The sequence below is a fragment of the Thermoproteus uzoniensis 768-20 genome, from assembly GCF_000193375.1.
GTDB lineage: Archaea > Thermoproteota > Thermoprotei > Thermoproteales > Thermoproteaceae > Thermoproteus > Thermoproteus uzoniensis_A.
On sequence record NC_015315.1, the window covers coordinates 261,937 to 287,919 of the forward strand.

The 25,983-nt window shown below is 57.2% G+C and carries 32 protein-coding genes; 16 read left to right on the top strand and 16 right to left on the bottom strand.

Annotation, left to right across the window (positions count from 1 at the left end):
- Positions 1-4: 4 nt before the first annotated feature.
- The gene (locus tag TUZN_RS01375) at positions 5-895 is read right to left on the bottom strand and encodes a dihydropteroate synthase (RefSeq protein ID WP_013679127.1); all 891 of its coding nucleotides are present in this window, start codon (positions 893-895) and stop codon (positions 5-7) included.
- A gap of 42 nt (positions 896-937) precedes the next feature.
- Between TUZN_RS01375 and TUZN_RS01380 the strand changes: the two genes are divergently transcribed.
- From TUZN_RS01380 to TUZN_RS01390, 3 genes are read left to right on the top strand one after another with little or no spacing between them, the layout of a single operon-like run.
- Positions 938-1,351 (top strand): hypothetical protein, encoded by a 414-nt coding sequence (locus TUZN_RS01380; RefSeq protein ID WP_148678548.1) that lies wholly within the window; start codon positions 938-940, stop codon positions 1,349-1,351.
- Positions 1,352-1,382: 31 nt separating this feature from the next.
- Complete coding sequence (locus TUZN_RS01385; RefSeq protein WP_013679129.1) at positions 1,383-1,682, top strand: hypothetical protein; 300 nt, start codon at positions 1,383-1,385, stop codon at positions 1,680-1,682.
- Between the two features lie 18 nt (positions 1,683-1,700).
- Positions 1,701-2,951 carry a tRNA (N(6)-L-threonylcarbamoyladenosine(37)-C(2))-methylthiotransferase gene (locus TUZN_RS01390; protein ID WP_013679130.1) on the top strand — a complete coding sequence of 417 codons (1,251 nt, stop codon included), beginning with the start codon at positions 1,701-1,703 and terminating at the stop codon, positions 2,949-2,951.
- On the opposite strand, the gene metG (TUZN_RS01395) is transcribed toward TUZN_RS01390, so the two are convergent.
- The 5 genes from metG (TUZN_RS01395) to TUZN_RS11400 form a co-directional block, all read right to left on the bottom strand.
- Complete coding sequence (metG, locus tag TUZN_RS01395; protein ID WP_013679131.1) at positions 2,936-4,642, bottom strand: methionine--tRNA ligase; 1,707 nt, start codon at positions 4,640-4,642, stop codon at positions 2,936-2,938. The genes TUZN_RS01390 and metG (TUZN_RS01395) overlap by 16 nt on opposite strands.
- A 69-nt stretch (positions 4,643-4,711) precedes the next feature.
- Complete coding sequence (gene uppS / locus TUZN_RS01400) at positions 4,712-5,416, bottom strand: polyprenyl diphosphate synthase (protein ID WP_013679132.1); 705 nt, start codon at positions 5,414-5,416, stop codon at positions 4,712-4,714.
- Positions 5,406-5,732, bottom strand: a complete 327-nt coding sequence (gene metG, locus TUZN_RS01405; protein WP_013679133.1) for a methionine--tRNA ligase subunit beta — start codon at positions 5,730-5,732, stop codon at positions 5,406-5,408. The genes uppS and metG (TUZN_RS01405) overlap by 11 nt, the downstream gene beginning before the upstream one ends.
- Positions 5,733-5,772: 40 nt before the next feature.
- The gene (locus tag TUZN_RS01410) at positions 5,773-6,165 is read right to left on the bottom strand and encodes a hypothetical protein (protein ID WP_013679134.1); all 393 of its coding nucleotides are present in this window, start codon (positions 6,163-6,165) and stop codon (positions 5,773-5,775) included.
- The gene (locus TUZN_RS11400; RefSeq protein WP_237698247.1) at positions 6,162-7,775 is read right to left on the bottom strand and encodes a hypothetical protein; all 1,614 of its coding nucleotides are present in this window, start codon (positions 7,773-7,775) and stop codon (positions 6,162-6,164) included. Before TUZN_RS11400 ends, TUZN_RS01410 begins: the two co-directional genes overlap by 4 nt.
- A gap of 832 nt (positions 7,776-8,607) precedes the next feature.
- Here TUZN_RS11400 and TUZN_RS01420 point away from each other — a divergent pair.
- Positions 8,608-9,360, top strand: coding sequence for an HAD family hydrolase (locus tag TUZN_RS01420; RefSeq protein ID WP_013679136.1), 753 nt, complete (start codon positions 8,608-8,610; stop codon positions 9,358-9,360).
- Here the strand turns inward: TUZN_RS01420 and TUZN_RS01425 are convergent.
- The 5 genes from TUZN_RS01425 to TUZN_RS01445 are packed head-to-tail and all read right to left on the bottom strand — an operon-like array spanning position 9,333 to position 11,678.
- Positions 9,333-10,097 carry a nucleotide-binding protein gene (locus TUZN_RS01425; RefSeq protein WP_013679137.1) on the bottom strand — a complete coding sequence of 255 codons (765 nt, stop codon included), beginning with the start codon at positions 10,095-10,097 and terminating at the stop codon, positions 9,333-9,335. The genes TUZN_RS01420 and TUZN_RS01425 overlap by 28 nt on opposite strands.
- Positions 10,097-10,327 (bottom strand): hypothetical protein, encoded by a 231-nt coding sequence (locus TUZN_RS01430; RefSeq protein WP_013679138.1) that lies wholly within the window; start codon positions 10,325-10,327, stop codon positions 10,097-10,099. The genes TUZN_RS01425 and TUZN_RS01430 overlap by 1 nt, the downstream gene beginning before the upstream one ends.
- 22 nt (positions 10,328-10,349) lie before the next feature.
- On the bottom strand, positions 10,350-10,658 hold the full coding sequence (locus TUZN_RS01435; protein WP_013679139.1) for a hypothetical protein: 309 nt from the start codon (positions 10,656-10,658) through the stop codon (positions 10,350-10,352).
- Positions 10,659-10,690: 32 nt separating this feature from the next.
- A complete protein-coding gene (locus TUZN_RS01440) occupies positions 10,691-10,990 on the bottom strand; it encodes a hypothetical protein (protein WP_013679140.1) in 300 nt (99 codons plus the stop codon).
- Positions 10,991-11,009: 19 nt separating this feature from the next.
- Positions 11,010-11,678 (bottom strand): hypothetical protein, encoded by a 669-nt coding sequence (locus TUZN_RS01445; RefSeq protein ID WP_013679141.1) that lies wholly within the window; start codon positions 11,676-11,678, stop codon positions 11,010-11,012.
- A 133-nt stretch (positions 11,679-11,811) separates the two neighbouring features.
- On the opposite strand from TUZN_RS01445, the gene TUZN_RS01450 reads away from it, so the two are divergent.
- Both TUZN_RS01450 and TUZN_RS01455 read left to right on the top strand, forming a co-directional pair.
- Entirely contained in the window at positions 11,812-12,714 is a 903-nt protein-coding gene (locus TUZN_RS01450; protein WP_013679142.1) for a phosphate signaling complex PhoU family protein, read from the top strand.
- A 110-nt stretch (positions 12,715-12,824) separates the two neighbouring features.
- Complete coding sequence (locus TUZN_RS01455) at positions 12,825-13,430, top strand: DUF1614 domain-containing protein (protein WP_237698248.1); 606 nt, start codon at positions 12,825-12,827, stop codon at positions 13,428-13,430.
- A gap of 220 nt (positions 13,431-13,650) precedes the next feature.
- Here TUZN_RS01455 and ribC read toward each other — a convergent pair whose 3' ends face one another.
- Entirely contained in the window at positions 13,651-14,106 is a 456-nt protein-coding gene (ribC, locus tag TUZN_RS01460) for a riboflavin synthase (protein ID WP_013679144.1), read from the bottom strand.
- A gap of 43 nt (positions 14,107-14,149) precedes the next feature.
- Here ribC and TUZN_RS01465 point away from each other — a divergent pair, with 43 nt between their 5' ends.
- From TUZN_RS01465 to TUZN_RS01485, 5 genes are read left to right on the top strand one after another with little or no spacing between them, the layout of a single operon-like run.
- Entirely contained in the window at positions 14,150-14,518 is a 369-nt protein-coding gene (locus TUZN_RS01465; protein WP_148678550.1) for a CopG family ribbon-helix-helix protein, read from the top strand.
- Complete coding sequence (locus TUZN_RS01470; protein ID WP_013679146.1) at positions 14,518-15,435, top strand: heterodisulfide reductase-related iron-sulfur binding cluster; 918 nt, start codon at positions 14,518-14,520, stop codon at positions 15,433-15,435. The genes TUZN_RS01465 and TUZN_RS01470 overlap by 1 nt, the downstream gene beginning before the upstream one ends.
- Positions 15,432-15,701 carry a 4Fe-4S dicluster domain-containing protein gene (locus TUZN_RS01475; RefSeq protein ID WP_013679147.1) on the top strand — a complete coding sequence of 90 codons (270 nt, stop codon included), beginning with the start codon at positions 15,432-15,434 and terminating at the stop codon, positions 15,699-15,701. Before TUZN_RS01470 ends, TUZN_RS01475 begins: the two co-directional genes overlap by 4 nt.
- Positions 15,688-16,065, top strand: coding sequence for a M67 family metallopeptidase (locus TUZN_RS01480; protein WP_013679148.1), 378 nt, complete (start codon positions 15,688-15,690; stop codon positions 16,063-16,065). The genes TUZN_RS01475 and TUZN_RS01480 overlap by 14 nt, the downstream gene beginning before the upstream one ends.
- Before the next feature lie 9 nt (positions 16,066-16,074).
- A complete protein-coding gene (locus TUZN_RS01485) occupies positions 16,075-17,055 on the top strand; it encodes a M24 family metallopeptidase (RefSeq protein WP_013679149.1) in 981 nt (326 codons plus the stop codon).
- On the opposite strand, the gene dcd is transcribed toward TUZN_RS01485, so the two are convergent.
- Positions 17,052-17,591 (bottom strand): dCTP deaminase, encoded by a 540-nt coding sequence (dcd, locus tag TUZN_RS01490; protein ID WP_013679150.1) that lies wholly within the window; start codon positions 17,589-17,591, stop codon positions 17,052-17,054. The two genes, TUZN_RS01485 and dcd, sit on opposite strands and share 4 nt — an antisense overlap.
- 115 nt (positions 17,592-17,706) lie before the next feature.
- On the opposite strand from dcd, the gene TUZN_RS01495 reads away from it, so the two are divergent.
- Positions 17,707-18,228, top strand: a complete 522-nt coding sequence (locus tag TUZN_RS01495; protein ID WP_013679151.1) for a hypothetical protein — start codon at positions 17,707-17,709, stop codon at positions 18,226-18,228.
- Here TUZN_RS01495 and TUZN_RS01500 read toward each other — a convergent pair.
- Positions 18,225-18,491, bottom strand: a complete 267-nt coding sequence (locus tag TUZN_RS01500; protein ID WP_013679152.1) for a MoaD/ThiS family protein — start codon at positions 18,489-18,491, stop codon at positions 18,225-18,227. The genes TUZN_RS01495 and TUZN_RS01500 overlap by 4 nt on opposite strands.
- A gap of 44 nt (positions 18,492-18,535) precedes the next feature.
- Between TUZN_RS01500 and TUZN_RS01505 the strand changes: the two genes are divergently transcribed.
- The 4 genes from TUZN_RS01505 to ppdK all read left to right on the top strand — a co-directional run bounded on the left by TUZN_RS01505 (position 18,536) and on the right by ppdK (position 22,747).
- Positions 18,536-18,958, top strand: coding sequence for a methylated-DNA--[protein]-cysteine S-methyltransferase (locus TUZN_RS01505; RefSeq protein WP_237698249.1), 423 nt, complete (start codon positions 18,536-18,538; stop codon positions 18,956-18,958).
- Between the two features lie 25 nt (positions 18,959-18,983).
- Positions 18,984-19,217, top strand: coding sequence for a ferredoxin (locus TUZN_RS01510; protein ID WP_013679154.1), 234 nt, complete (start codon positions 18,984-18,986; stop codon positions 19,215-19,217).
- Positions 19,214-19,837: an HAD family hydrolase gene (locus tag TUZN_RS01515; RefSeq protein ID WP_013679155.1), complete on the top strand. Its 624-nt coding sequence runs from the start codon at positions 19,214-19,216 to the stop codon at positions 19,835-19,837. The genes TUZN_RS01510 and TUZN_RS01515 overlap by 4 nt, the downstream gene beginning before the upstream one ends.
- A 153-nt stretch (positions 19,838-19,990) precedes the next feature.
- Positions 19,991-22,747 carry a pyruvate, phosphate dikinase gene (gene ppdK / locus TUZN_RS01520; RefSeq protein WP_013679156.1) on the top strand — a complete coding sequence of 919 codons (2,757 nt, stop codon included), beginning with the start codon at positions 19,991-19,993 and terminating at the stop codon, positions 22,745-22,747.
- Positions 22,748-23,190: 443 nt separating this feature from the next.
- Here ppdK and TUZN_RS01525 read toward each other — a convergent pair whose 3' ends face one another.
- The gene (locus TUZN_RS01525; RefSeq protein ID WP_013679157.1) at positions 23,191-24,024 is read right to left on the bottom strand and encodes a metallophosphoesterase family protein; all 834 of its coding nucleotides are present in this window, start codon (positions 24,022-24,024) and stop codon (positions 23,191-23,193) included.
- Positions 24,025-24,145: 121 nt separating this feature from the next.
- Positions 24,146-25,921, bottom strand: a complete 1,776-nt coding sequence (locus TUZN_RS01530; RefSeq protein WP_052886000.1) for a hypothetical protein — start codon at positions 25,919-25,921, stop codon at positions 24,146-24,148.
- Positions 25,922-25,983 lie beyond the last annotated feature (62 nt).

Sequence of the window (25,983 nt, forward strand, 5' to 3'; positions counted from 1 at the left end):
TTGTTTATTTAAGGTTTCTCAACGCCTCCGCCAGTCTGACGGCTTGCCAGGTCTCCCTAGGGTTGTGGGTCCTCACGATGTCGGCGCCGTGTAGCACTGCCAGCGCCTCGGCGGCTACTGAGCCGGGCAGGACCTCGTCGGGAGTCCGCGCGCCGACGAGCCTCCTTATGAAGGACTTCCTGGATACCCCCACCAACACGGGCCTGCCCAGCTCCTTGAATCTCCCGAGGTTTTTTAAGACGTAGAGGTCCCACCTCCACCAAGGCCACTGGGGATCGCCGTGTCTATACTCGCCGGCAACTACGTACGGCAGATCTCCCGGAGGCAGGATCGGGAACCCTATGCCGGGATCCACGACGATCTTTTCCGGATCCACCCCGCATTTAAGGGCGGCGTCGAGGCTCTCCCGCAATGCCGAGATGAGCCTATCCACGGGGTCAGCCCCGGGCCTCGGCTCCCTCTCCCGGGCCATCAAGACCAACGACGCCCCGTAGTCTTTGACCACCCCACACATCTCGGGGTAGAGCTTGAGGCCCGTCACGTCGTTCACTATAGAGGCCCCTGCCTTGAGCGCCTCCTCAGCCACTCTGGGCCTATAGGTGTCTACGCTGATGGGCACATCAACGTGTTGGGAAAGGGCCTTGACGACCGGCACGACGCGCTTCAGCTCCTCCTCTGCAGGCACCCACGTATCCTTATAAGGCGCGGTGGACATGCCTCCCACGTCTATCACGTCCACGAAGCCCCTCCAGCTGGCGGCCAACTCCACGGCCTTCTCGGGCGTGGCGGCGATCGAGCTCGCGTAGAAGGACTCGGGCGAGGCGTTTACAACTCCCATAATCCTTACCGGATGGCCGGAGCCCACGGGCAGCTTGCCCAAGAGGGCGAGGGGCATATAAAAGCGGGAAATCCGACTATTAAAAGCGTGTGGGACGACGTGAGGAGGGCTGTCGAGGCCATTGAAGAGCAGTCGGAGTACGAGCGGTCGGTCAAGGCATTTGCCTTGAAGGTTCTGGACTCGTGTAAGAGATCTGGGGACAGGCTGACCCTGGCGTGTTGTCTCAAGCTCTTCATCGAGATAGGGATCCAGATGCGCTATATGAGGCGCTTCCCTCCCGAGGCTAGGCTCGACGTGCTTAAGAGGCGGGGGCGTAGAGGCGTGTCCTTCAACATGTCTATGCTCGAGAGGAGCGGGCTGCCGGGGCCGTACAAGAGGCGGGTTTTGAGGACCTATCTAAAAGTCTCGTCGTACGTCCACCCGTCCCCCGAGGCTATGACAGGCGATATGCCTGACGACTTAGTAACTGAGGTGTTCGAAGTCTTGTCTCTGCTCTATAGTTTTCGTGGATAGGAAAAATTTAATTGTATACCGTAGTCATGCTATGCAACGTGTAGTTAAGACTAAGACCTTCGTGTTCGAGGCGCCCATAAGCGAGGAGATAGTGGCGAGGCTTTCCCAATGGGGGCGCGTGGCCTCCAAGGGCTCGCTCACAGTCTTCACTATCGATTCGGGCGGCGTCACCACGAAGGTCGTTAAGGAGGACGCCCGCAGTAAGGTACGGCGTATATATATCGAGCCGCCGTGCGGCTGTCTGCTGGTGCTGGACGAGGTTAGGGATTTCGAGCGCGATACCCTATATTATAGGTTTGTTAAATACGAGCCCTGCGATCGACATAAATAGCCGGTTCCTATAGGTCGCGTGCGGATCTACGTCGAGACCTACGGCTGTTGGCTAGCCAAGGCGGACGCCCAAATACTGTTACAGAGGCTGGGCGGCGCCGTGGCCGAGAGCCCGCGCGATGCCGACCTCGTCTTGGTCTACACGTGCGCGGTTAGGGAAGACGGCGAGGTGAGGCAGTTGAGGAGGCTTGGCCAGCTCGCCTCCGAGTCCAAGAGGCTTGTGGTCGCCGGATGTCTAGCCAAGGCGCGGCCCTACACCATACGGCAGGTGGCCAAGAACGCCGAGTTGTTGTACCCGGAGCAGGTGGAAGGCGGCGAGGGGCGGAGCATGTCGGTTCTGCCGGAGCCCGACGGAGGCTTAATCTACACAGTGCCCTTACAGGTGGGGTGTCTCGGCAACTGCACTTTCTGCATAACTAAGTACACTAGAGGCGGCGCCGGCTACGTGAAGAGCGCCCCGCCTGATCTAGTCGTGGAGTACGTGAAGAAGGCCGTCGCCAAGGGCGCCAAGGAGATCTACTTGACGGGGCAGGACGTCATAACCTATGGCTTCGACGCCAGATGGCGGAGGGGCTGGAACCTCCCCGACCTTCTCGAGAAAATTCTGTCTCAGGTCGAAGGGGACTATAGGATAAGGATAGGCATGTCGGAGCCGTGGGTGTTCGGGAAGTTCGCCGACGCTATTTTAGACATAGTTAAGAGGGACGAGAGGGTTTACAGGTACTTCCATCTGCCGGTCCAGTCGGGTAGCGACGAGGTGTTGCGCAGGATGGGGAGGAGATACACCGCCGACGAGTACCGAGGCCTTATCTCCAAGATCAAGAGGGAGCTCAACGACGACGTGTTCGTAGCCACAGACGTGATAGTGGGGTTTCCCGGAGAGACCGAGGAGGACTTTAGGGCTACCTTGAGGCTCATGGAGGAGCTGGAGTTCGACAAGGTGCACGTGGCGCGCTACAGCAGGAGGCCGTTCACGGAGGCTTCTGTGATGCCGGAGCAGATACCGGACGCCGTGAAGAAGCAACGTAGCAAGATCGCCTCAGAGCTCGCGTTGAAGATAGCGCACGCGAGGAACTCCAGACTGATCGGCAGACGGTTGAAGGTGCTGGTCGATGAAGTCGACCACGGCCTTGTGGTGGGGAGGGCGCCGGACTACAGACAGGTCGTGGTGGGCCGCGGCGAAGGGCCTCTGGGCTCGTTCCTGGAAGTCGAGATCGAGCGCGCCGAGCCGGTGTACCTCTGGGCCAAAGGCGTCTATAGGACCACTTGATCCCAGGGGTATTTCTTGCTCCAGCGCTCTTCCCTCAGCCGCCTCAACTCGGCCAACATCGCGTCCAGCTCGTTCTTGTCTATCTTCTTAAACAACGGCTCGACCTCGCCCAGCTTGATGCCCGGCGCGGGATCGGCGTTGGGCCACCTCACAGGCGGCTGGAGGCCCATCATAGACCAGAGCTTCTCGGCCGACGAGGGTATCACAGGGTATAGCAGAGCCGCCAACGCCATCAAGGCCTTGTACGAGTTGTACATGACCGTCCCCGCCTCCTCGGGCCTTTCCTTGACCAACTGCCACGGCGCGCGTAAATTGAGGTACTTATTGCCCTCTCTGGCTATCTCGACTGCGTCCATCAAGGCCTCCTTGAGCTCTATCCTATCGTAGTGGGCCTCGGCCGACTTGACGTATTTGGCCACTGCCTCGACGAACTCGGCGTCGGGAGGCGTCGAGGGGCCGGGTCCCGGCAGAACTCCGCCGAATCTGGTCTTTATAAACGAGAGGACTCTGTGCGCGAAGTTGCCCACGTCGTCGTTCAGTACTTTGTTCACCACCTCCACGGCGGTCTGCCACGTGAAGTCGACGTCCCTATTCTCGGGCCTCATATAGACCAAGACGAAGCGCCAGTAGTCCACCGGCATGAGCTTAAGCGCCTCGTCTATCCATATGCCCCATCTACGGCTCTTGGAGAACTTATCGCCTTCGTAGTTCAGATATTCCGTCGACGATGTCGTGAGCCTTGTGGTGTAGCCCCCGCCGTTCGCCATTATGAGCGCGGGCAGTATTATGACGTGGAAGGGTATGTTGTCCTTGCCCACGAAGAACACCGCCTTAGTGGACGGATCTAGCCAGAACTCCCTCCACCTATCCGGCTCGCCTCTCTTCTCGAAGTATTCCTTGACAGCCGAGATGTAGCCCAGGACCGCCTCGAACCACACGTAGATGGTCTTGCCCTCGGCGCCGGGAAACGGGGCGGGGATCCCCCACTTGTTGTCCCTCGTTATCGCCCTCGGCCTCAGCCCCTCCTTGAGTATGCCCAGGGCCATCTCCCGCGCGTTTTGGGGCAACTCCTTGTTCCCCTCGACGTATCTCCTCACAGCGTCCTCCAACTTCCTCAGATCCAAATACCAGTGTTTGGTCCTGCGCCACTCGGGCTTGGCGCCGCAGACAGCGCATCTGGGCTCTATAAGGAGGCGGGGCTCCAGAAGCCTCCCGCACCTCTCGCATTGATCCCCCCTCGCCCTCTCGTATCCGCAGTAGGGGCATTTCCCTATAACGAACCTATCCGGCAGGAATATCTTGTCGTTGGGACAGTAGGGCAACTCGTCCTCCTGTGTAAATACATATCCATTTTCGTAGATCTTCTTAAAGAAGTCCTTTGTAAACTCTATATGGGTATTGCTGTGGGTATGCGTGTATAGGTCAAAGGAAATGTTCCACCGCCTAAACAGCTCGGCAACTATCCCGTGCATCCTCATAGCGTAGTCCTGCGGGTCTACCCCCAGCTGTATCGCCTCGACCTCTATCGGCGTGCCGTGCATGTCGGAGCCCGAGACGAAGACAACCTCGTGGCCCCTCAGTCTGAGGTAGCGCGCATACACGTCGGCGGACAGCACCGACCCTATCATGTTGCCGAGGTGCGGCACCGACTGGACGTAGGGCCAGGCGCTGCCGATGACGAATTTAGCCATAGCTCGACTATCTCGGCTTTATTAAGGCTTTAAGAGGTATAGCCCACGGCCGACCTGCCGGAACGCCGGCTATCTGCCGAACCTCCTCTGCCGCGTCGCGTATTCCTCCAGGACCGCCCGGAGATCCTCCCTCTCGATCTCGGGCCAGTATTTGTCGAGGAAAAACAACTCGCTGTACGCCGTCTGATACAGCAGGAAGTTGCTCAGGCGCTTCTCGCCGCCCGTCCTTATCAACACGTCGGGCTCGGGGTGTTTGAGATATGATGTGTCGAGGCATCGGAACAGGGAATTCTCGTCGACAGCCTCAAGCCTTACCTCCCCGCTTATTATCCTCTTGATACATCTAACTATCTCGGCCCTCCCGCCGTAGCCTAACGCCAGCGTTAAGTCGTAGTCGCTGTAGGACGACGTGATGTCCTCCAGCCTCTCCATCTCCTTGACAAGGTCTTGGGGCAACAACGAGCGGTCGCCGATGAACCGCACTCTGACCTTGTTCTCGTGTATTATGGGATCCTCCTGAGTTCTCCTTATCTCGTTCTTGAAGATCCTGAACAGAACCTCCAGCTCCGCCCTGCTCCTCTGCAGGTTCTCTGTAGATAGCGCGAAGAACGTCATGTGCCGTATATCCCTATACTCGAGAACCCACGTCGCGAATTTGCGGACCTTCTCGACGCCGTGTCTATAGGCCTCTACGAGCGATAGGCCGTACTTCCTGGCATATCTCCTATTCCCGTCAGGTATCACCGCTATATGTCTGGGCAACTCAGCAGACATGTTCCCCTACATGTTCGTCTGATGGCTCCAATAAGGTAAGCAGGGTTGGCTTGTCGCAGGTGGCTAGCAACATGCCCTGGCTCTCATAGCCCATCAACCTCCTCGGCTGGAGGTTCGCCACAACGATTACGTACTTCCCCACCAACGCCTCCGGCGCGTAGTGCTCGGCTAGGCCGGCCACAATCTGCCTTTTCTCGGACCCTAGATCCACTACGAGCCTTATGAGCTTCTTTGAGCCTTCAATCCTCTGGGCCTCGAGAACCTTGCCGACCTTTAGCTCTATCTTCTTAAAGTCGTCTATGCTGATAAGGCTCACAGAAGGGGGTTTCCGAAATATATATAAGTGTTATGTGCGTTCAGAGTTTTAAGTCCTTATACGCCGATCCTACCGCATATACGACCACGTTCTTCAACGATACGCCGTCCTTAACCTCGTAGTTTATCTGCACCGCCACGCCTTGGGCGATATGGGCGTAGGCAGTCCTCTCGATGAAATTCCCCACTATCCGCTCCTGCACGGGCGTCACCGTGGCGAAGTCCTCGCCGCTGGCGGCGAGGTAAATGTCGAGCCTCTGCAACAGCCCATCCGCCGACACCCTACATTCTATAAACACCGGGCCGTCCGCCTTCCTGAGCTCTACTGCGACTCCCATCTTCCTCAGCCGCGACACGACCATAGAAACAGTGGAAACCACCTGGTCCTTGTTCGGCAGAGGCAGAATCAACACGGCCGGCGGAGCCGATATCATGAAGTACCGTATTTCCTCCTCTTTAACTTTATCGCCAACACAGCCGCGTAGGCCGATACCGCGGCCACGCCATATCCCAGAACCATTATTAGGGGAACGCCGAAGAGGCTCTCCACGACGGTCACTGCAACGACGTTGGAGTAGTTCCCAGCTACGTAGGGATTGCCGCTGTAGTACACCTCGACCTCGTAAGAGCCGGGAGCCGGCAAAGATACCTTGAGCACCTCCTGCGAGCTGTTCACATATTTAGTTAAAGTATAGTTATTTCCTTTATTTATATTAGTAATATATATATAAATTATACCATTAATTATATATGATTTAGTGAAAATATGTACGTATATATCTATAGGAGAGTTGGGGACAACGAGCTTCCGCGGTATCTCGATCGCTATATATGCTGGGTTCTTCATCACATCGACCGTCAACGAGGAGTTGCACTGGGAATACCGAACATCGCCCTTGAATATGGCGAATATCGTGTGTATGCCGGTGGAGTTGAAAGATAGGGGCAGGACTTGCGCAGTACCTAGATACTTCCCATCTAGATATATCTCCGGCACTACTGATGAATTTATTAAAATTTCATATTTTCTTAAAACATATAAAATAGATGAATTTATTAATATATTTATAGTACATTTCGCTTTCTCTACATATATTATTATTGTGGATATCGTATTGGAGTAGTTCTTGGAGGCGCTCTGGAAATAAGCCGTTATGTTGAAGACGCCGCTCCTGGGCGGGCGCCACGTGGTTTGTACGCGGGGGCTCGGGCCGCTGTAAATCAAAGTGCCGTTTACGTAGATAGAGATCTGCCCAGGCACTTGCGGAGCCGCCGACACCGATATCGGCACAGACGCGCCGTAGACGGCCCTCTGGGGAGCCTCTATGGACAAGGCGACGGCCGCGCTCTTTATGAGCAACAAGAACGACGCGCTTGTCGGGTATAGATTCTCATTGCCCATGAACGATACATACACGACATACGAGCCCGCAGGTAGTGGGGGAAGACGTAGAGTCGTGTTGCCGAAGACGCGCACGAGCATCGTGTAGTTGTTCACCGTGACGTTTAGGAGGCCCGAGATAGGTCTACCGTAGACGTAGAGGCCCAAAGTGACGTTTGGCATCTCGCCGTATGTCGCCGATATGTATTTCGGAACTACGAGCTCCGGCATCGACTTCGCCACTGCTATCGTTGCGCTCGCCTTAGCCTCCTTGAAGTTGGCGCTAGACGGCAAGAAAGCCACCGTGACGTTGTGTAGACCGGCTCCCAGCATCAACGTGTCGACGACGGCGCCGAAGCTCCTCCCATCAACCAATATGATGAACTTGCCGGTAGGCTGCAACGTGGAGCTCGCCGTGGCGTTGAAGACGAGGATCTGGCCGTATGAGGCCAGCACGACTTGACTTAGCGGCGAGCCGTTCACGTACACTCTGAGACTTACCGGCGCCGGCAATACTCTGAACAGCTTGACGGCGCTCGACTGGGTCGTGTTAGCGCTGGGACGAGCCACAACGGTTAGGTTGTACGTACCTACATTCAGAACAGGCAGATATAAGGACAGCGGGGTTGTGCCGGACGCCACAAGAGAGCCGTTTATAAACACATCAACAGTAGATTTATAATAACTATTATATATGTATGTATTTATATTATATTTACTGGTAATGCCATATATAATTGTATTATTTAACTCGATAGTTATTTTAGGAACTGCCCGGAGGATCGTAATAGTCTCATTGAGCAACACGACACCGCCTTGGCTTAAGGTAAGCGTGTAGTTCCCGGCCGCTAGGGCGAACGGCGGTATGGATATATCAGATGTCGCTGAGAGCTGAAATCCGCCAATGGACGCCACGGCGGGGCTACTGAGCGGCGGATATAGCGATATATTAAGCCATTGTCCATAATATATCTTAGTAGTTGAAATTTTTGGAGATACTATATATGTTAAATTAATATAATATGATCCATTTGTTAATAATATATAATAAATGCCTGAATAGGGAGGGTTGTATACCGAGTTTATCGGGATATAGGTTCCGTTGACGTACTCGCGGAGGCCGAGACAGTTAGACGAGACATTTATAAATATAGATTGAGTATAGTTATATGAATCTATATAATTTATATTACAAATATTTGCTACATTTAATATTTTTTCAGTATTATTTATTGATATAATTACATTGTTACCGGTCGGATAGATTCCTATATTTATTATATTATTATACATTTTTTCAAATATTATTAATGCGTTAGATATATTAATTTTAGTATTATTTATATTGATTTCATTTTTGAATATTATTGTGAGGTTTGTGTAAGTTGCTGAATTCACGACGCTTGGTGTAATGGTAAAGCCGGGTTGCGGCTCGAGGGGAAGGGAAACCTGGAGCTCTGCGTAAATATTAATAGTGAGTAGAGAGAGTATCGATATGAGCGCCAAGGCTATTACCTTCGACGTATGGGGCACGATACTGCCCGTAGAGCCCGCTATAAAGGTTGTCGCCGACGTGTTGACGAAGGCGTTGGGCGGCAGAGTCCAGTGGAGCTCGATCTACTCCTTCGTGCAGGATGAGCGGCGCGCTTTGAAGCTCGCCCGTAGGGAGAGACAGGAGTTTATCCCTCCCACCTACAACCTTTACAGGATCAAGAGGAAGCTGAAGGAGCGCGGTATTGCCGCGGACTTCGACGTGTATGAGGTCCAAAACGAGATAGATGAGGCTGTCAGTAGCCTTGACGTGAAGCCGTTCCAAGACGCGGTGGAGGCGTTGAGGGCTGTGAGGGACGATGGATATAAGGTAGGAGTCATTTCCAACATCCTTCTCTGGAGATCTAGGGCCACCAGAGAGCTCCTCTCCAAGCTCGACATAGCGGGGCTGTTAGATGTCCAGATATATGCCGACGATGTGGGGTCGGTCAAGCCGAGCCCGCGCATATTCGAGATGGCGCTGACGGTGCTTGTGGGCGACATAATACCTGACGTGTACGTCCACGTAGGCGACGACTTCTACGAGGACTTCGTGGGCGCGTTGATGGCCGACTACGGGTCAATCCTGGTAGACAGAGAAGGCCGTTACATAAAGAGGGAGTACCACGAGGCGGTGCCGTGCCGCGCCTATATAGTCCGCGACCTCAAAATGATCGGCGTGATCACGCATCAGATAGAGAGTTGCGAGACGAGGTAGCGGATGTAGGACAGCAGAGCCGTCAGCCCCTGCGACTCCTCGGGCCTTAACTTGAGCGACTCTATCTCCAACGCTTGTCTGGAGGCCTCGAAGAGGGGATCTGCAGGTATTATATGCGGCTCCTCTCCGAACATCTCCCTCACGATATCCGGCCAATTCCGCCCGTACACGCCAGCCACGTCGTGCTCTTTTACATACATATTTATGATCGGCCTCAACATCCTTCCGCCGACGATCTTCGAGATCCCGGCCGTCGAGACTATAGAGGACATGTCCGGAGTGACCACGGGGACCACGAAGTCTAGAAGGCCGGCGATGCTCCAATCGTAGCCGGCAGGCGGCGAGTCGAATATGGCTACCAGCGGGCCGAGCATATCCCCTACCTGTTTCACCAACGCTTCAAGCAACCTCCTAGAGACTGCGACGGGCTTGTTGAAGAATGAAAAAACCACGTTGAACTCGCCCTGCTGGACTTGCCACCTCCTCAAATAAAACGCTTGGAGGGGGTTCGATATCCGCCCCTCGAAATATTCCGAGAGGCTAATCAGATTCTGTAAACTATATGAGCCGGCCAACAGCATCGCAGCTGTGCCGATTCCCGGCGTCGCGTCTATCAACAACACGGGATACTTAGCCTTGTTCCTCAGCGCATATGCGAGCACAACTGCTGTGTTGACCGCTAGGGTGGTCTTGCCAGTGCCGCCTTTAAGGCCTGATATAAACGCCAGCGTCTTCATTACAGCTCGGGAGGTTGTGTAGGCCTTTTCTTGAGCTCCTCAGGCGTGGGCTTAGGCTGAAGAACGACTGGAAGCCTTTCCTCAACACGTCGCTCTTTTTGCGGTATTAATATAATTATAATACCAATAATATAGACTATAAGTGCAATAAAACTATATATTAATGTATGTGGAACTAAAAGTATTAGTACTGCAATCGCCGTCAGCAGTATGCCTAAGTGTTGCCTCACGTAGCACTAAAAGAGGGATTAATTAAGTTCTTTCGGCCACAATAATCGTACGCCTAACTATATCGCATATGCCCTCGATGTCATTCCTAGCGGCGGCTTCCCACAACGGCGAGCCGCGCCGTAAGATGTACTTTTTGCCGATCTTCTCCAGAAGCCCTTGGGCCAGCAACGCCTCGCATATAGCTGCGACCCTCAAGGTGACGGACCGCGTAGTTCTGAACTTCTCCTCGGACCACCGCGAGACGTCGCCCACGGTGAAGCTGACTACGTTGCCTCTGGCCCCCTCCACCAGCTTAGCAAGGTATCTCCCCAGTATCTCGCAGACTTCCACGACAGAGCCTCAATATCTAAATATATAGTTTTCTATTGGGACGCAGAGTAGACGAGCCTCCCCTCGTCGTCTAGACGACGCCTTATCTTCCCCGATCTGGTCAGCCTATCCACGGCCCTCATGATGTCGGCCGTCGTGTACCCCCTGGCCTTCCCCCACTCGAACAGCTCCTCCTTAGGCACTATCCCCCTGCTGGCTATATAGCTGTACACGTCGTTGTCGACGCCTTCTGGCTGGGCCGGCGCCTCGCGCCTCTCGGCAGACCCGCCGCCTCCCAGGAAATCGAGCAGGCTACCTCCCCTTTTTTCGCCTTGTTGCCGTCGCTTAGCCATAAAGTTAGATTCGTCCTATTTATTTCAAACTAGAGATGTGCCTCTCCAGAACACGCGAGGCACATTCAGGATCCAGTTGTGTTATGCCTAGAGGCCTCTGCTGTTTAGAGCACTCCCTCAGCCACTCGGGCACGTCTTCCACATAGGCAACGCCGCCTATGACCGAGCCGTTGCTGGCGAAGGCCCGCGCGACTGGGTCTCCCAAATAAACTACGTATCTGCCCTCCTTCTTGACAACGCCTATATCCATTGCGATGGCTAGGAGCGACTTGAAGGCCACGTTGTTGATCCAGCCCGACGGAGTGATCTCCGACAGTCTCTTATTCAAGGCGCCGTGGAGCTCCTCAGGCGTCGCCGTGCGCATTCTCTCGATCAGCTCGGCGAAGAGCCTATACTGCGGAAGCGCCGAGTTGAAGAGCGGATGGAAGACCGCGGGGCCTATGGAGCGGTATATCGAGAGCACCTCGTAGGCTAACTTTGTCGGTGCGACGTTCTTGCCAGAGACGGTGACCAGCCCCAACCTCTCGAGGAACCGCGTTATGTCGCCTCTCCCCTTGCCGAAGTCTAACCCCTCCTCTTTCAACTCTTCAAGAGAGATAGAGCCGCGCTGGACCACTGCCTGTAGGTACTTAACGAGTCTGTCGAGCCGGATAGGCGGGAAAGGTATGCTCCTCTGGACGTGGAACATTGCCATGTGCGGGCTCTCCAATAAATGAAAGAGCATTGCGAATCGTCATATCTAGATAATCCGCGGCGCGTCTACATGGAGTGTACGGTTTAAACCTAGGTAATGTTTATTAAACTGTAAACATCTGATACTTATGGAGATTAGAAAGTTGATAAGGATAGGTGAGAGGTCGTATGGGATAACTCTTCCGAGGGAATGGGTTGAGTCTAATCAATTGAGGGTAGGTTCTCCCATCAAAATACTTACAGAGGCCAATAAGATCTTGATACTTCCCGCGACAGCGGAGGGCGTAGCCGTCACAGCCACGCTAAAGGAAGAGGATCCGGAAAAGGCGTTGCGGGACGTCATTGCATATTATATCGAAGGCGTAGACGAGATCGATATCGAGTCCGGCAACATATCAGCCCTAGTGGGTAGGGTCGAGGGCAGACTACCCGGCGTCGTGGCGTTGGAGTCCGAGGGAAAGCTTAAGCTGAGGATAGTGACCAAAGAGGACGTAAATGTGGACGAGGTGGTCAGAAGCATGTACACGACCGTCATGGCCATGTTCCACCTATTCCTCGACTTCATCAGAGAGCATAACGAGGAAAACGCGAAGGAGCTACTACGCATGGACGACCAGCTGGACCGCCTCTATTTCTTGTCTCTGAGGATCATAAAGAAGAACATATACCAGAACCCGCAGGGCTTTGTCGACTACGTCATAGTCGTCAAGAACTTGGAGCACATGGGCGACGCCCTTGATCGGGCCACCAACTACCTAAGGCAGAACAAGGTCGGCTGCCACAAGGAGCTCGTCAACGAGTTCGAGACTCTGCAGAAATACGCCGAGGAGGCCGCCAAGTCGTTTCTGGAAAACCGGCATGAAGGGGCTCTGAAGACTATACTGGAAAGGGAGTCAGTTTTTAAAAGACTCCTGGCGCTCTCAACGTGCGAGGGCGTCGCGCCGATAATGCACGAGGCCATGTTAATAACGGCTCTAGCCGCGGATATCGCGGAGGCGGCCTACTCGAAGTATATTCGGCAAAGAACATAAGGGGCGGCGGACGCGTCGTCTTCTCGCCGCCCTTTACTGGCATAGTCGGCGCCATATACGCCATCCTCGCGTTGTTATTAATGCCTTCATATCTAGCCGGCCTAGCGTCGGTGTTGCGTACTATAGGGGTCGGCCTCGCGGAGTCGGTGGCCGTGGCCGCGGCCTCCACGTTTCTCAGCCTTCTGCTGAGCCCCTTCCACGTAGTGATATATACAGCTAGGAGGAGGGTCTACTATCCCGCATTCGGTGTTATGTACGTCTTCGGCATACCTATACCTGTGCCCCAGATAGCCGTGCAGGAGCAGATAGCCAGACTCGCCGTGAATATAGGCGGCGCCCTAATACCGCTAATTCTATCGACCTATATATTCGCCAAATTGCCCGCGCTGTATATGCTGGGGACGGTCCTAGCTGCCCTAGCCGCATCTGTCGCCGTCTATTTCATGAGCAGGGTCGTGCCCGGCGTGGGGGTGGTCACTCCGGGTTTCCTCCCACCGATCGTAGCGTTTCTGTTTTCTCTGTGGGCTGGCCGACTAACGCCCGCGGTGGCCTACATAATAGGCGTCTACGGCACTCTGCTGGGGGCCGACGTCTACAACATTAGGAAGATCCTCGCCCAAATGCCTCCGCTCGCCTCAATTGGCGGGGCCGGCGTGTGGGACGGCATATACCTCACGGGAATCATGGCGGCTACTTTGGGCTTGTTGTTCAGGTAGAGAAATACGGGCGGCGGCATACTTGGGGGGTACGCCGGGGTTCTAGCAACCGCCCGCTGACACCACCATCTTATGTCTATATATGGCTTTCTATGGATATCAGTAAAATATTAATATTATATAAATCTAAAAAGTTTTTATTTATTTTCTAATAAGGAATTCGCCCTGTCTATTTGAACATAAATGATGCCATAATAATAATAATTTTAGTTCTCTTTTTCTAAATTATAGGACCTACGTCCGGCCGACCCTGTCTTAGGCCCATCCCTGCGAACTTGGATAGGTCCCCCCTCATCAACGCCACGAGGTTCCTTGCGTGTTTCCGTGCCCTATCTACGGCGATCGTCTTGAGCTCCCGCTCGTCGGAGGCCTCGTCCTCGTGAACCGTCACGTCGAGTATGAGGACGTCCATGTGTATCTGGAGCTCGATGAGCCCAATCGACATGGCCAGATAGCTGAGCTTGTCGGTGAGGGAGGGCCCCACCCAGCCCAAAACGAGCAGAGCCGTACAGCCCTCCCGCGCGAGCTTCTTGGCGCCCCATATGGTGTTCTTGATTCCGGGCACCGTGACCCTCCTCACCTCGACGTCTGGGGCGAGGCTCTTGATCTCGTCTATGGCCTCCGACGCCATGTCGACCCTCGCAAACGTGGTGTCGACGACGCCTATGCAGTCCATGGGCTGACCACAAACTAAATATATATCTAGCCCACCAATGTCCATGAAGCGGTTCGGCGTATCTCTGCCTGACGAGCTGGCGCGCGAGGTAGACAGAATCTCTCAAGAGCTCGGCGTGACCCGTAGCGCCGTGGTTGCACAGGCCGTGTCGAACTTCGTCCAGACCTACTCGCAACATCTGAGAGACGGCCACAGATGCCTCGGCGCGGTCCTCTCGCTGGCGGAGGGCATGGAGGTCGTCAGCGAGATCATGGAGGAGTACAAGGATCTCATAGCCAACTACTCGCACATGCATATAGGCGACAGGTGCCTCTCGGTGTTCGTCGTCTACGGCGACGGGAAGAGGGTGGGCGAGTTCTTGATGGGCCTTTCCGAAAAAGCAGTCAAGACCTTGTTCACGCCCCTAGAATAATGGAGGACTGGATACGCGCCTTGCGGGACCTCGTAGTGGACAACCTAAAACGTAACAGATTCCCCCTGCCTGCGGATAGATCCATATGTAGCCGGTGGGCCTCCGGCCTGCCCGAGGGAGGCCGCCGCGTGCTGTACAGCTCTTGCATGTACCAGCTCGCGCCGCTTATAGCCAAGGCCGTCGACGTGTTGCAGAAGGTCGGCGCCAGCTCCGGAGGCGTGAGGGCCAAGCTGGCGGCTGCCGGGGCTAGAGTATTCGGCGGATTTCTTCTCAAGCCCTCGGACGAGGAGGCTAGGCGGGCCGACGGCATATTGAGGAACATAGCAACTATGTTGAGCAAGGCCGGCGTACAGTTCGGCGTTTTGAGAGACGAGCCGTATTCAGGCGCCCTGCTCTACGAGCTGGGGTTCGAGGAGGACTTCGCGTCGTACGCCAGGGAGGTATATAGGTACTTCAAGGAGCGGGGCGTGGAGGAGGTCATCACAGTAGACCCCCACACCCATTACGTGCTGGAGAGGGTATATCCCAAATACGTGGAGAGGTTCGACCTCAAGGTGGTGAGCTACATGGACCTCGTGAAGCCGTCCAAGGCCTCCGTCGTAAAGGCGGTCGTACACGACTCCTGCCTATACGCCCGGTATCTGGACAGATACGACGTGTACAGGCGCCTGCTCGACTCCGTAGGCGTCGTCCACGTGGAGGATCCGTACGTGACCGGCAAGGCCTATTCGGGATGTTGCGGAGGGCCTATAGAGTCGGTCAGACCGGATGTGGCCGGCGAGGTCGCCAAGATAAGGGTCAGACAGCTCTCCAAGCTCTCCGACACCGTGATCACGGTCTGCCCCATATGCTACGTCAACCTCTCCCGGGCGGCGTCGGGGCTCAAGATACTGGACCTCGCCGAGGTGATATCGTGATATCGGAGATCGACCGGTGCGCGCGGTGCGGCTTCTGCGAGGCGGTATGCCCCACCTACAACGCCGTGAGGATGAGGCATATGGGGCCCCGCGGGAGGCTCCAGATGGCGCGGGCTGTTCTGGACGGCGGGGTCTCGTCGAGGTATGTGGTGGAGAGCTTGGCCACCTGTCTTAGATGTAGGGCGTGCGAGTTGGTGTGCCCCGCCTCGATAAGGATAGTCGACGCCATAGTGGAGGCGAGGAAGAGGCTCTATGCGCGTGCCTAGGAGGTTCGTGGAAGAGGCCAGGGAGAGGTGTAGCCCCCGGGAGGAGTGCGCCGCCCTACTGTTCGGGGCCGGCGACTCGGCGAGCAGGTGGGCCTGGATGGAGAACGTGGCCAAAAGCCCTGTGGAGTTCAAGCTGGATCCCGAGCGCGTGTACGGGGCCATTGTCGACGCCGAGCGGCTCGGCCTGGAGCTTGTGGCCATATTCCACACGCATCTAGGCGCGCCGGTGCCCAGCCCCCTCGACCTAAAGTACATGAGGATGTGGCCTGTCGTATGGATCATAGGCCGCGTCGGCACCATGGAGCTCAAGGCCTGGCGCCTCGAACGCGGCGTCTTGCGAGAAGTCGATATATACCTAAGCTGATATCCCCATATGCTGATCTTGACGACGCCTATAAACATCAAGTACTTCTCGGGCGTCGAGCTCGAGGCGTACGAGAGGTTCGCCGCACTGCTGGTCTGCGGATACAAGAAGGTGTTCGTGGTGCCTAAGCTCGAGGAGGGGAGAGTGCCCGGCCCGGCCTACACGTACTCCGACGGGGAGGACCCGGCGGAGGCCTTGAGGAGGGCCGTGAAGGAGTGCGGAGGCGGCGACGTCGAGGTCGACGGAGGCACCACGTTGAGGGCTTGGGAGATCATAAGGCGGGCTCTCGGCGGAGCCGCGACGTATAGGATAGCCGACGACTACATAAACGGCCTCAGAGCCGTCAAGCGCCCCGACGAGGTCGAGAGGATATCGAGAGCCGTCAAGGAGATAAAGGAGGTCATAGCGGAGGCTTACGCCGAGCTTTCGCCCGGCGTCTCCGAGCGGAAGGCGGCCGCCGATATATATCTAAGGCTCGTGGAGCGGGGGCTGAAGCCGGGCCCTATCTTGGTCCAATTCGGCGAAAACACGGCACTTCCCCACCAAGGCCCTACCGAGAGGAGGCTGAGGGAGGGCGACGTAGTGATAATAGACGTGACGGCGGCCTACGAGGGATACTACGGCGATATAACGCGGACCTTCGCGTTCAGAGGCGAGCCAGCCGGCTTTAGGGAGCTCTATACGGCCGTCTCGGAGGCGCAGGCGGCCGCGATAGCGGCGGCTCGGCCGGGCGTCCGGGCAGGCGACGTCGACGAGGCGGCGAGGTCGATCTTGAGGCGTAGAGGGCTGGAGCGCTATTTCGTCCACAGGACGGGGCACGGCCTCGGCCTCGAGTTCCACGAGGCCCCGAACATAGCGCCCGGCGAGGGGTATGCCCTGAGAGGCGGCAACGTCTTCACGGTCGAGCCGGGCGTCTACGTGCCGGGCCGCTTCGGGATAAGGATCGAGGACGACGTGTTGGTGGAGGAGGGAGGGGCGCGGGTGCTCTAACACTCCGCCTTAAGGCCCTTAGGCGGCGTCACCCCCCTCTGCCCCAGATACGTGCCGAGGTACTTGGCGGCGCCCTCGGCCTTCACCAGAATTAAGTGGAGGAAGCGGAGGCCCGGCTTGAGGACTATGGTGTTTGGGGACTCGTTCACGACCTCTATAGTTATGTTGCCCTCGAAACCCGCGTCGACGACGGTGGGGGGTATCACTAGGCCGTAGCGGGCCAGCGTCGAGCGGAGATTGGCGAGGCCCACCACGTCGTTGGGCATCTTGACGTACTCCTCTGTGGTGAGGAGGACGAAGTTCCTCGGCGGAATCGCTATCTCCTCCGCCTCCTTGACGACCCTGAAGTGGCGCCTCGCTTCCCCCTCGGCCAGCTCGCACGGCCTTATGGTGGCCCCCTCGTAGGCATATATCGCGTATTCCTTGCCTATACGTAAGTCGAGCCCGTTCTCGCGTATTACGTCGCCCCGAAGCGGCTCTATGGACAACCTGCCGAGGGATACGAGCCTCTTTATCTCCTCCCCGGTCAATATCATGGCATAGGACCCCCGGGCGTTTTTATGGCGTCGTCCACAAAACACCGCGAGTATACGTGGCGGCGTCGCTTATACCTGTAAAATACCTTTATATTATGGAAGGGAGGTAGTCGTTGTGTTGAGCCAACTGGCGGCCTTTATCCAGAGCGTAAAGGGGTCTATCCTCTTATCCTGGCTCCTGATGGTCTTGATCGCCGCCGTCCTCGCGCTGATAGCTTCTGGAAGGCCTAGACGGCCCGCCCGGCGCTGGCTCGGCGACTTCTTCGTGAGGTGGGGCCTCGCCGGGCTCTTCCTCTGGTTCGTCTTCTTCGCCCTATGGGCCCTCCGCGAGGTTCTGGCCCAGAGCTTCGTGTTCCCCGTCGGACCGATCCAGGGATTTATAGAGAACGCCACGCTCTGGGGCGTGGTCTTGACCGGCTTCCTCACCATCACGTTCTTCGGAGGCACTTTGCTACTCCAGGCGCTGTTCTCCAAGATAGAAGTACCGGAGGGCGTCGTCTACTACAGACAAGAGGTGATAATGACGCCTCAGAAGATCGCAGGTAGGGAGGTGTTCGCCCATCTGCCCGAGGAGCCGCCCGAGCTGAGGGAGGAGGCGGCGGCTAGGGAGGCCTTGAAGATAAGACGTGGAGGCTAGCCGCCGTGTATATACGCGAGGATGAGCACGACGTCGCCCTCCTTCAGCTGAGTGTCTAGGCCCGATAGTAGCCTTATATCCACATCGTTAACCGCTATGTATATGTCCGGCGACAGCTTGTCCCTCCTGCCCTTAATCCTCTCATACAGCTTCGGGAAGTCCCTCAACCTCTCTATCAGCTCCCCCACCGTCGAGGCCTCCACCTCGAACTCCCTCCTGCCGGCTAGATACGCCAACACGCCCTCCAACAACACGCGGACCACTGAAGATGTCCAGCAGTAAAATAATATGCGCCAGATACGGGCCGGTGGCGCTTAGGCTCAAAGGATCGCGGATAGAGCTGTTGGGCAGTTGCCCCAGCTATCTGGAGCTCGAGGAGTTTGTGAAGTACGTGAAACTGGATGTGTCGAGCCCCTTGATCCGCCTCCTGGGCGTTAGGCGCGGATCCGCGACGTCCTATAAGGAGTTCGGCGCCGCCGTAGGGCTAGGCCCTCGGGCCGCCGGGCTTTTGTTGGCCCGGAACCCCTACCCCGTCGTCCTGCCCTGCCATAGGGTAGTGAGGTCCGACGGCTCCCTCGGAGGGTATTCTTATGGGGTCGAGCTCAAGAGGGCTCTTCTGGCCTACGAGGGCGTCGAGATGTGCGGCGGGCGCGTGTGCCGCCTGGCGCGTGTAGAGGAGGTAGACGACGTCGAGGAGGCCTTGTTGCGTAGCTTGGGGCTCCGCAGATGATATATATTGGAAATATCGCCTAGCCATGGTCGTCAAGGTCAAGATAGATCGGCAGAAGTGCGTCGTCGCCCACTTCTGCCTATTCTACGCGCCGACTGTTTTCATCCCCATGTTGCCTGAGGGGAAGCCGGGCGTTGCCGAGCAGTTCAGGCTCAACGGAAAGATCGACGAGGGGATTGTGCCCGACTCCCTCTACGAGGCCGTCAAGGAGGCAGAGAAGAACTGCCCCTCGGGCGCCATCAAGGTCTATAAGGAATGAGGTACAGGGCAATCGTCCTCGACGTAGACGGCGTCTTGACCAACTTCAGGTCGGCTTGGAAGAGGGTACACGACATACTCGGCATAGACGCCGATATGAATAGGGCCCTATACGAGAGGGGCTACATAGACTACGTCGACTGGGCCGTGGCGGACGTGGCTCTGTGGCGGGGCGTGCCGAGATATATAGTCGAGGCCCTCTTCAAGCCCCGGGAGGGCTTCGACCAGCTGTGCGACGTCCTGCGCCGCGGGCCTGCCGTGGCCGTCGCGGTCTCCGCCGGCGTGGGCTACACTAGGAGGCTCGCGCACTGCTTCGCCGAGTTCTACGTAAACGACATAATCTACGAAGGGGATCTCGTGGCCGGAATAGCCGTGGGCGTGACCAACACTAACAAGGCGGAGGTGGCCGCCAAGGCCCTTTCCAAATACGGCGTATCGCTAGACGAGGCCGTCGCGGTAGGCGATAGCGAGACCGATCTGCCGCTCCTCGAAGCCGCCGGCTTCTCTATAGCGTTCAACCCCACCAGCAGGCGCGTCGAAGAGGCGGCCGACGTCGTCATCCGCTCCCAGAAGCTATATGTCCTCGCCAAGTATTTATCGAGTCTACTTTCCTCCAGTTAGATCTATTAACATTAATGATCTATTATGATAAATCTCTTGGAAACGCCCTTAAAAATCGTTTTGCTCAATCTAATTAAGTCGTTTATATATACCCATATAGAAGTCTACTAATATATAGGGAAAATCTTTTTAGACAACAATTGTTCTTTAAATATGCCTAAAAAGTATGTTTACGACTTCGAAGAGGCCGATTACAGGAACAAGAAGCTCTTCGGCGGCAAGGGGGCCAGCTTAATACAAATGACGCAGCTCGGGCTGAGGGTCCCCCCCGGCTTTATAATAACTACGGAGGCTTGTAAAGACTTCTTCGCGCCTAGGAGGGCCGAGATAGCTGAGCTGGAGGCGCTCCTCGAGAAACAGCCTCCTCCCGAGGTGAGGGACCAGGCGATAGGCAAGCTCTTCGCGTTGATCAACGGTCTGGACTTGCCGCAAGGCCTCTGGGAGGAGGTCCTGCAACACATGAGGCGTCTCGAGGAGAAGGTGGGCAGGAAATTCGGCGATCCGGAGAACCCGTTGTTGGTCTCTGTGCGCTCCGGCGCGGCGGTCTCCATGCCCGGCATGATGGACACCGTGCTCAACCTGGGCCTCAACGACCAGACCGTCAAGGGGCTGGCCAAACAGACCGGCAACGAGTGGTTCGCGTACGACGCCTATAGGCGCTTCGTCAACATGTTCGGCAGAATAGTTCTGGGCATCGACGACAAGCTGTTCTCCTCGGCTTGGGAGGAGATAAAGAAGAAGTACAACGCCAAGGAGGACCCCGACGTACCTCTAGAGGGTTTGAAAGAGGCCGTCGAACGGTTTAAGGAGATAATAAGGAGACAATACGGCGAGTTCCCGCAAGACCCCTGGGAACAGCTCAAGCTGGCCATAAAGGCAGTCTTCCGCTCTTGGGACAGCCCACGCGCCATATTCTACAGAGTAGCCGAGAAGATAACGCCCGACGTGGCCGACTGCACCGCGGTCAACGTGGTGACGATGGTCTTTGGCAACATGGGCTGGGACTCCGGCACGGGCGTCGTGTTCTCGCGCGACGTGGCCACCGGCGAGAATAGGCTCTACGGCGAGTTCCTCCCCGTCGCCCAAGGCGAGGACGTAGTCGCCGGCATAAGGACCCCGATGGATATAGAGGAGTTCAGGAAGAGGTTCCCGCACCTATACGACGAGCTGTACAAGGGCGTGAAGTTGTTGGAGAAAGCCAACAAGGACGTACAAGACGTCGAGTTCACCGTGGAGAGGGGCAAACTCTACTTCCTCCAGTGTCGCAACGCGAAGATGACCCCGCTGGCCAGAGTCAAGACGGCGGTCGATATGGCCAAGGAAGGCGTTATCACCAAGGAGGAGGCCTTGTTGAAGGTATCGCCTGACCACGTACTCCAGTTGCTCTACCCGCGTATAGATCCCAAGGCCAAGGCCCAGCCGATAGCCAAAGGCCTCCCCGCGAGCCCCGGCGCCGTGTCGGGCCAGCTGGTGTTCCACCCAGACGACGCCGTGAGGTGGGCGCGCGAGGGCAAGAAGGTGATCTTGGCCAGAGTGGAGACTAAGCCGGACGACGTCCACGGCTTCTACGCGGCTGTCGGCATCTTGACGAGCAGAGGAGGGATGACCTCCCACGCCGCCGTCGTGGCCAGAGCCATCGGCAAGCCGGCAGTGGTCGGCGCTGAGGCCTTGGTAATCGACGAGGCGGCCAAGACCATGAGCGTCGGCGGGCAGGTGTTCAAGGAAGGCGACTGGGTCACCATAGACGGCAACACGGGCAACGTCTACGCCGGGGTGGTGCCCACGGTGGAGCCCGAGCTGATACCGGAGCTGGAGGAGCTGTTGAGCTGGGCCGACGAGGTCAGAAGGCTCGGCGTGAGGGCCAACGCCGATCTGCCCGAGGACGCCGCCCTGGCCAGGAAGTTCGGCGCTAGGGGCATAGGGCTTTTGAGGATAGAGCGAATGTTTAGAAAGCCGGAGAGGCTCGATCTGCTTCGCAAAGTGATACTGGCCGAGACCCGCGAGGAGAGGGTCAAACACCTAGAGCCGCTGTACAGGATGCTGAAGGGCGACTTCAAGGAGATTTTCAAGATCATGGACGGCTTGCCCGTCATCGTCAGGTTGATAGACCCGCCGCTCCACGAATTCCTGCCGAAGCCCGAGGAGGTCCTGCAACAGATATACGAGGCAAAGGCCGCCGGCAGGGACACAAAGGAGCTGGAGCGGCTCTACGCCAGAGTCAAGGCGTTGCAGGAGGCCAACCCGATGTTGGGCCACCGCGGCGTGCGCGTCGGCGTGACCTACCCCGAGTTCTACTACTACCTCTCCAGGGCTATAGCTGAGGCCGCCGCCGAGCTCAAGAAGGAGGGGCACAACCCGGTGGTGGAGATAATGATACCGCAGGTAAGCGACGTGAGGGAGATAAGATATGTCAAGGAAAAGGGCATACTCCCCGCACTGCGCGACGTGGAGAAGGAGACAGGCGTGAGGCTGGAGGTCAAGATAGGCACTATGGTGGAGACCGTGAGGGCCGCCCTCACCATGGACCAGATAGCTAAGGAGGTCGACTTCATAAGCTTCGGGACCAACGACCTGACCCAGGCCGTCTTCAGCTTCAGCAGAGACGACGCCGAGAACAAGTTCATACCGCAGTATCTAGATCTCAAGATACTCGACGCCGACCCCTTCGAGACGCTGGACGTGGCAGGCGTCGGCAAGCTGGTGGAGCTGGCCGCGCGGACCGCCAAGGAGGTGAACCCCAAGATAGAGGTCGGCGTATGCGGCGAGCACGGCGGCGATCCCAAGTCCATATACTTCTTCGAAAAGACCGCGGTGGATTACGTCAGCGCCTCGCCGTTCAGAGTGCCTCTAGCGAGGCTCGCGGCGGCTCAGGCGAGGATACTGGGCGGCGGCAAGGCCGATAGGGAATAACGCCTTTTTGTCCAACGTCAGTCTGGGACGGCCAGCTCATCTAGTCCTCATATCGGACTTCATCACGATCCGGCGCTCCCGGACCTCCCCAGGTTCGCCGCCTTCGCCGGCGCCTCCAAGCCCTACGGCTTGGGCACGCCGGCTTGGCAAGCCCCGAGGGCCGGGACGTCACGGCCTCCCGGAGAGCCGCGCGGGGGCTACGGCCGGCCCGGCGGGGTTGCGGGCCCCCCAGACCTAGGGCTCCTTTTGGAGGGGCGGGCGGCGGCCGCCCAGCCCACTGCTACCCCCGTCCTACCGGCGCGCGCCTACCCGCGCGGCCCGCCGAGAGGGTCCTCAGTCCCGGGTCCCCTCGAACGCCTGCCCGGCGGCTTATGGGTGCTCCGTCGGGGGACGGCCTCTCGGGGGCCTAAGGATGTCCCCGCGGCGATATTAAATCTTTCCGCCTATATCTCGACTCTGCGGATCGCCTCGTTGCTCAACAAGTCATAGATCTGGAGCACGCCGCCGTCGAGCACGGCCACCTTGGGCCTCACGGCCTTATAGGGCCCGGCCCGGCTCGTGAAGACGGTGTGGACCACCCCGTGGTGGCTCACGTAGCCTGCACTGACGTATAGATGCCCTCTGACGATCGCCTTGAGGCCCTCCTCCTTGAGGAACCTCTCCGTCGGGCCTCTGCCGTAGAGCCATATGCCGGGCCCGCGGGGGCTCGGGGCGTGGGCCTCGCAGTCGCACGGGTCGTTCCAGAGGGCTTGATAGATGAGGGGGTCCTCTGGCAGCACCAAGTCGCCGCTGGGCTTCGCCAGCTCCGCTATGGACGCGGGCTCCATGGAGGGCTCCTTGAGCGGTATCCCGCCGTGCACCGCCAAGACCGCGCCGTTGATCCTAGCCGCCACGGGCATCACCGCGAACATCCTCTCTATATCGCCGTAGAGCTCGCCGCAGTTCGGTATCCTCTTGTACAGACAGAGCTCGTCCATGAAGCCGCCGTCCTCGTTCATCAACGGCGACTCGTGGTTGCCTCTCAGCACGTAGGCCTTCCCCTCCAGGTACAGCTTGACCACGGTTGTCAAGACCTCGAGGCCCTTATTCCCCCTATCCACGTAGTCGCCCAGAAAGAGGAACCTCCCGCCATCCCACCTCTTCAAGACCAAGTCTAAGGTCTCCTTATCGCCGTGGAGGTCGCCGACTATCACCAACTTGTCCTCCTCCACGTCCAAGACCAGACCCCCCTCCTCGAACTTACGCCTAGCGTCGGCAAACAGCTGTCTCAAATCCACGGGACGGACTCGACTCCTAAATATTACGGTTTCAGTCCAGAAGCCGCCGGCGCAAAGGACCTAGTCCCATCCGAGCTGTAGACGAATTACCAAACAGCGGGGGAATCCGCAGAACACAATTTTAACACCTATATACGGCGTATATAGTCATTTGGGCAGACGACGGGCCGTACTCTATGGTCCCGTATGGCGTCGTGTAGCCCGCGTAGTAGACGTATAGGGTGTAGGGCGTGCCGAACGGGCCGTAGTTGAAGACGTCTGGGATATCTATGACGGCGGGCTGATGCATCGGGACGCCGTTGACTGTCCCGTAATCGCTACTGGGCAACGTCACTTGCCCGCTCCACACGAGGTTGCCGTTTTGGTCATAGAGGTATGCGTAGACGGTTCCTCCCGGCACGAGCAGAGGCGTGCCGCCTATCTGGACGTAGGCGGTATAGGTGTAGTAGCCGTTGCTTCCGCCCGCGGCACAGCCGTAGACATACACCGGGCCTGTGAGGTACGTCGAGGTGGTCGAGGAGTAGTGCCCGGGCGGCGTTGCGTTGAAGCCCAATATGTACGGGAAGTAGGAATAGCCCGTGGAGCTGGTATACGGCGCCGGGACTGCGGCCGCGAACACGTCGGCATACGCCGGCGTTGAGGAGCTGAGCCCCAGTCCTATTATGCTCACTTGCGTGTCCGACGCCTGCATCCCTGCAACCAGGTTGAGCAGAAGGTAGGCAGGCCAGCCTTCCGGCACCCCGATGAGCCTCGCCGCTATAGCGCCCACCGGTATCGTCCCGATCAATCCAAAGGGCTGGTTGTAGGACTGTATGGACGAGAACGGATATTTGTAGCCGGGTCCGCCGCCGGACGCGTGTGCCTCGTCAAACGGCGCGTACAAGATCGACGAGCCTGTGTAATTATACTGAGCCAATATACTTGATATATAGCTCAAGTCGTACGAGACGTATAGATTACCGGCTACGGCGTCTATAAACGCCTCGTATGCGTATTGATCTTGCGGCTGTGGTCTGTCGTAGGTCCCGCAGTAGAGCTGAAACTCGGCGAGCCCGATGGTGCCCACCTGGTATATATAGGCGCCTTCGTTGCCGTAGGCCGGGCCCACGAAGGCCATCTCAAAATAGGCCGCACTGGTCTGCGCCGAGGCGCCTATAAAGCGGTAGTTAACAGCCGCCGAAGCCCCGAATATGAAGCCGGCGGAGGCCAGGAAGTTTATCACCGCAGAGGTCGTCTGTTGGCTGTAAGCGCTTAGGGTTCCGCTTAGGCTAGATGTATCGAAGATCCAAGTTATGGGTATCTGCGTCTGTTGCGTCTGAGAGGAGCCGATCAGCTCCCACCAACAGCCGGGCGGCGCCGGGGGAGTTGGCGCTTGGGCATTCGTAGCAGTGGACGCCGGCCGTGGATGCGCCGCGCCGCTCGCTATAGGCGCACCGGTCTCGAGATCTAGTCTCACCGTAGCGTAGTTAAGCCTAGAGGCGGCCAGCAACGGATTCTCCAGCGTATCTATCAGATCTTTAGGCTTATATGTGATAAATAACATTTTGTAGTATGTCTTATTTCCGTTAACATACGTCGCGATTATTTCTAGGCCTACTCCATTCTGGCCGTATCCTTTCTCGGCCCATTCTCTTGCTATGTCTGCGAGGGCGGCGAGCGGTATTTTGGCTGTGCCGTATGTCGCCGTGCCGTTCCATATCTCGACGAGGGCTCTGCGGTGGCTTGGCGGCAGAGCCGCGAAGGCTTGGACGAAGGCGGGGACGGGGCTCCCGTTTAGGTAAGCCGCCACCGAGATCCCCGGCGCCGCCGAGCCCGACAAGACAGCCAACGCCGCGAGGAGGGCCGAGACAGCCGCCGCGGCGGCCAACGCCTTGGCCGCATCGACAAGGCCGGCCACAACAAAAAGGAAAAGACACCTAAAAACCATTAAGGACGGCTGACGAAGCAGAATATACGATC

Coding starts and splice junctions, on each gene's coding strand:
- TUZN_RS01450 (WP_013679142.1), top strand. CDS start 11,812: ATGGAGATTAGAAAGTTGATAAGGATAGGTGAGAGGTCGTATGGGATA.
- TUZN_RS01510 (WP_013679154.1), top strand. CDS start 18,984: ATGGTCGTCAAGGTCAAGATAGATCGGCAGAAGTGCGTCGTCGCCCAC.
- TUZN_RS01465 (WP_148678550.1), top strand. CDS start 14,150: ATGAAGCGGTTCGGCGTATCTCTGCCTGACGAGCTGGCGCGCGAGGTA.
- dcd (WP_013679150.1), bottom strand. CDS start 17,591: ATGATATTGACCGGGGAGGAGATAAAGAGGCTCGTATCCCTCGGCAGG.
- TUZN_RS01385 (WP_013679129.1), top strand. CDS start 1,383: ATGCAACGTGTAGTTAAGACTAAGACCTTCGTGTTCGAGGCGCCCATA.
- TUZN_RS01515 (WP_013679155.1), top strand. CDS start 19,214: ATGAGGTACAGGGCAATCGTCCTCGACGTAGACGGCGTCTTGACCAAC.
- TUZN_RS01375 (WP_013679127.1), bottom strand. CDS start 895: ATGCCCCTCGCCCTCTTGGGCAAGCTGCCCGTGGGCTCCGGCCATCCG.
- TUZN_RS01440 (WP_013679140.1), bottom strand. CDS start 10,990: ATGGCTAAGCGACGGCAACAAGGCGAAAAAAGGGGAGGTAGCCTGCTC.
- TUZN_RS01470 (WP_013679146.1), top strand. CDS start 14,518: ATGGAGGACTGGATACGCGCCTTGCGGGACCTCGTAGTGGACAACCTA.
- TUZN_RS01445 (WP_013679141.1), bottom strand. CDS start 11,678: ATGTTCCACGTCCAGAGGAGCATACCTTTCCCGCCTATCCGGCTCGAC.
- uppS (WP_013679132.1), bottom strand. CDS start 5,416: ATGTCTGCTGAGTTGCCCAGACATATAGCGGTGATACCTGACGGGAAT.
- TUZN_RS01425 (WP_013679137.1), bottom strand. CDS start 10,097: ATGAAGACGCTGGCGTTTATATCAGGCCTTAAAGGCGGCACTGGCAAG.
- metG (WP_013679131.1), bottom strand. CDS start 4,642: ATGGCTAAATTCGTCATCGGCAGCGCCTGGCCCTACGTCCAGTCGGTG.
- TUZN_RS01485 (WP_013679149.1), top strand. CDS start 16,075: ATGCTGATCTTGACGACGCCTATAAACATCAAGTACTTCTCGGGCGTC.
- TUZN_RS01410 (WP_013679134.1), bottom strand. CDS start 6,165: ATGATATCGGCTCCGCCGGCCGTGTTGATTCTGCCTCTGCCGAACAAG.
- ppdK (WP_013679156.1), top strand. CDS start 19,991: ATGCCTAAAAAGTATGTTTACGACTTCGAAGAGGCCGATTACAGGAAC.
- TUZN_RS01420 (WP_013679136.1), top strand. CDS start 8,608: ATGAGCGCCAAGGCTATTACCTTCGACGTATGGGGCACGATACTGCCC.
- ribC (WP_013679144.1), bottom strand. CDS start 14,106: ATGGACTGCATAGGCGTCGTCGACACCACGTTTGCGAGGGTCGACATG.
- TUZN_RS01480 (WP_013679148.1), top strand. CDS start 15,688: ATGCGCGTGCCTAGGAGGTTCGTGGAAGAGGCCAGGGAGAGGTGTAGC.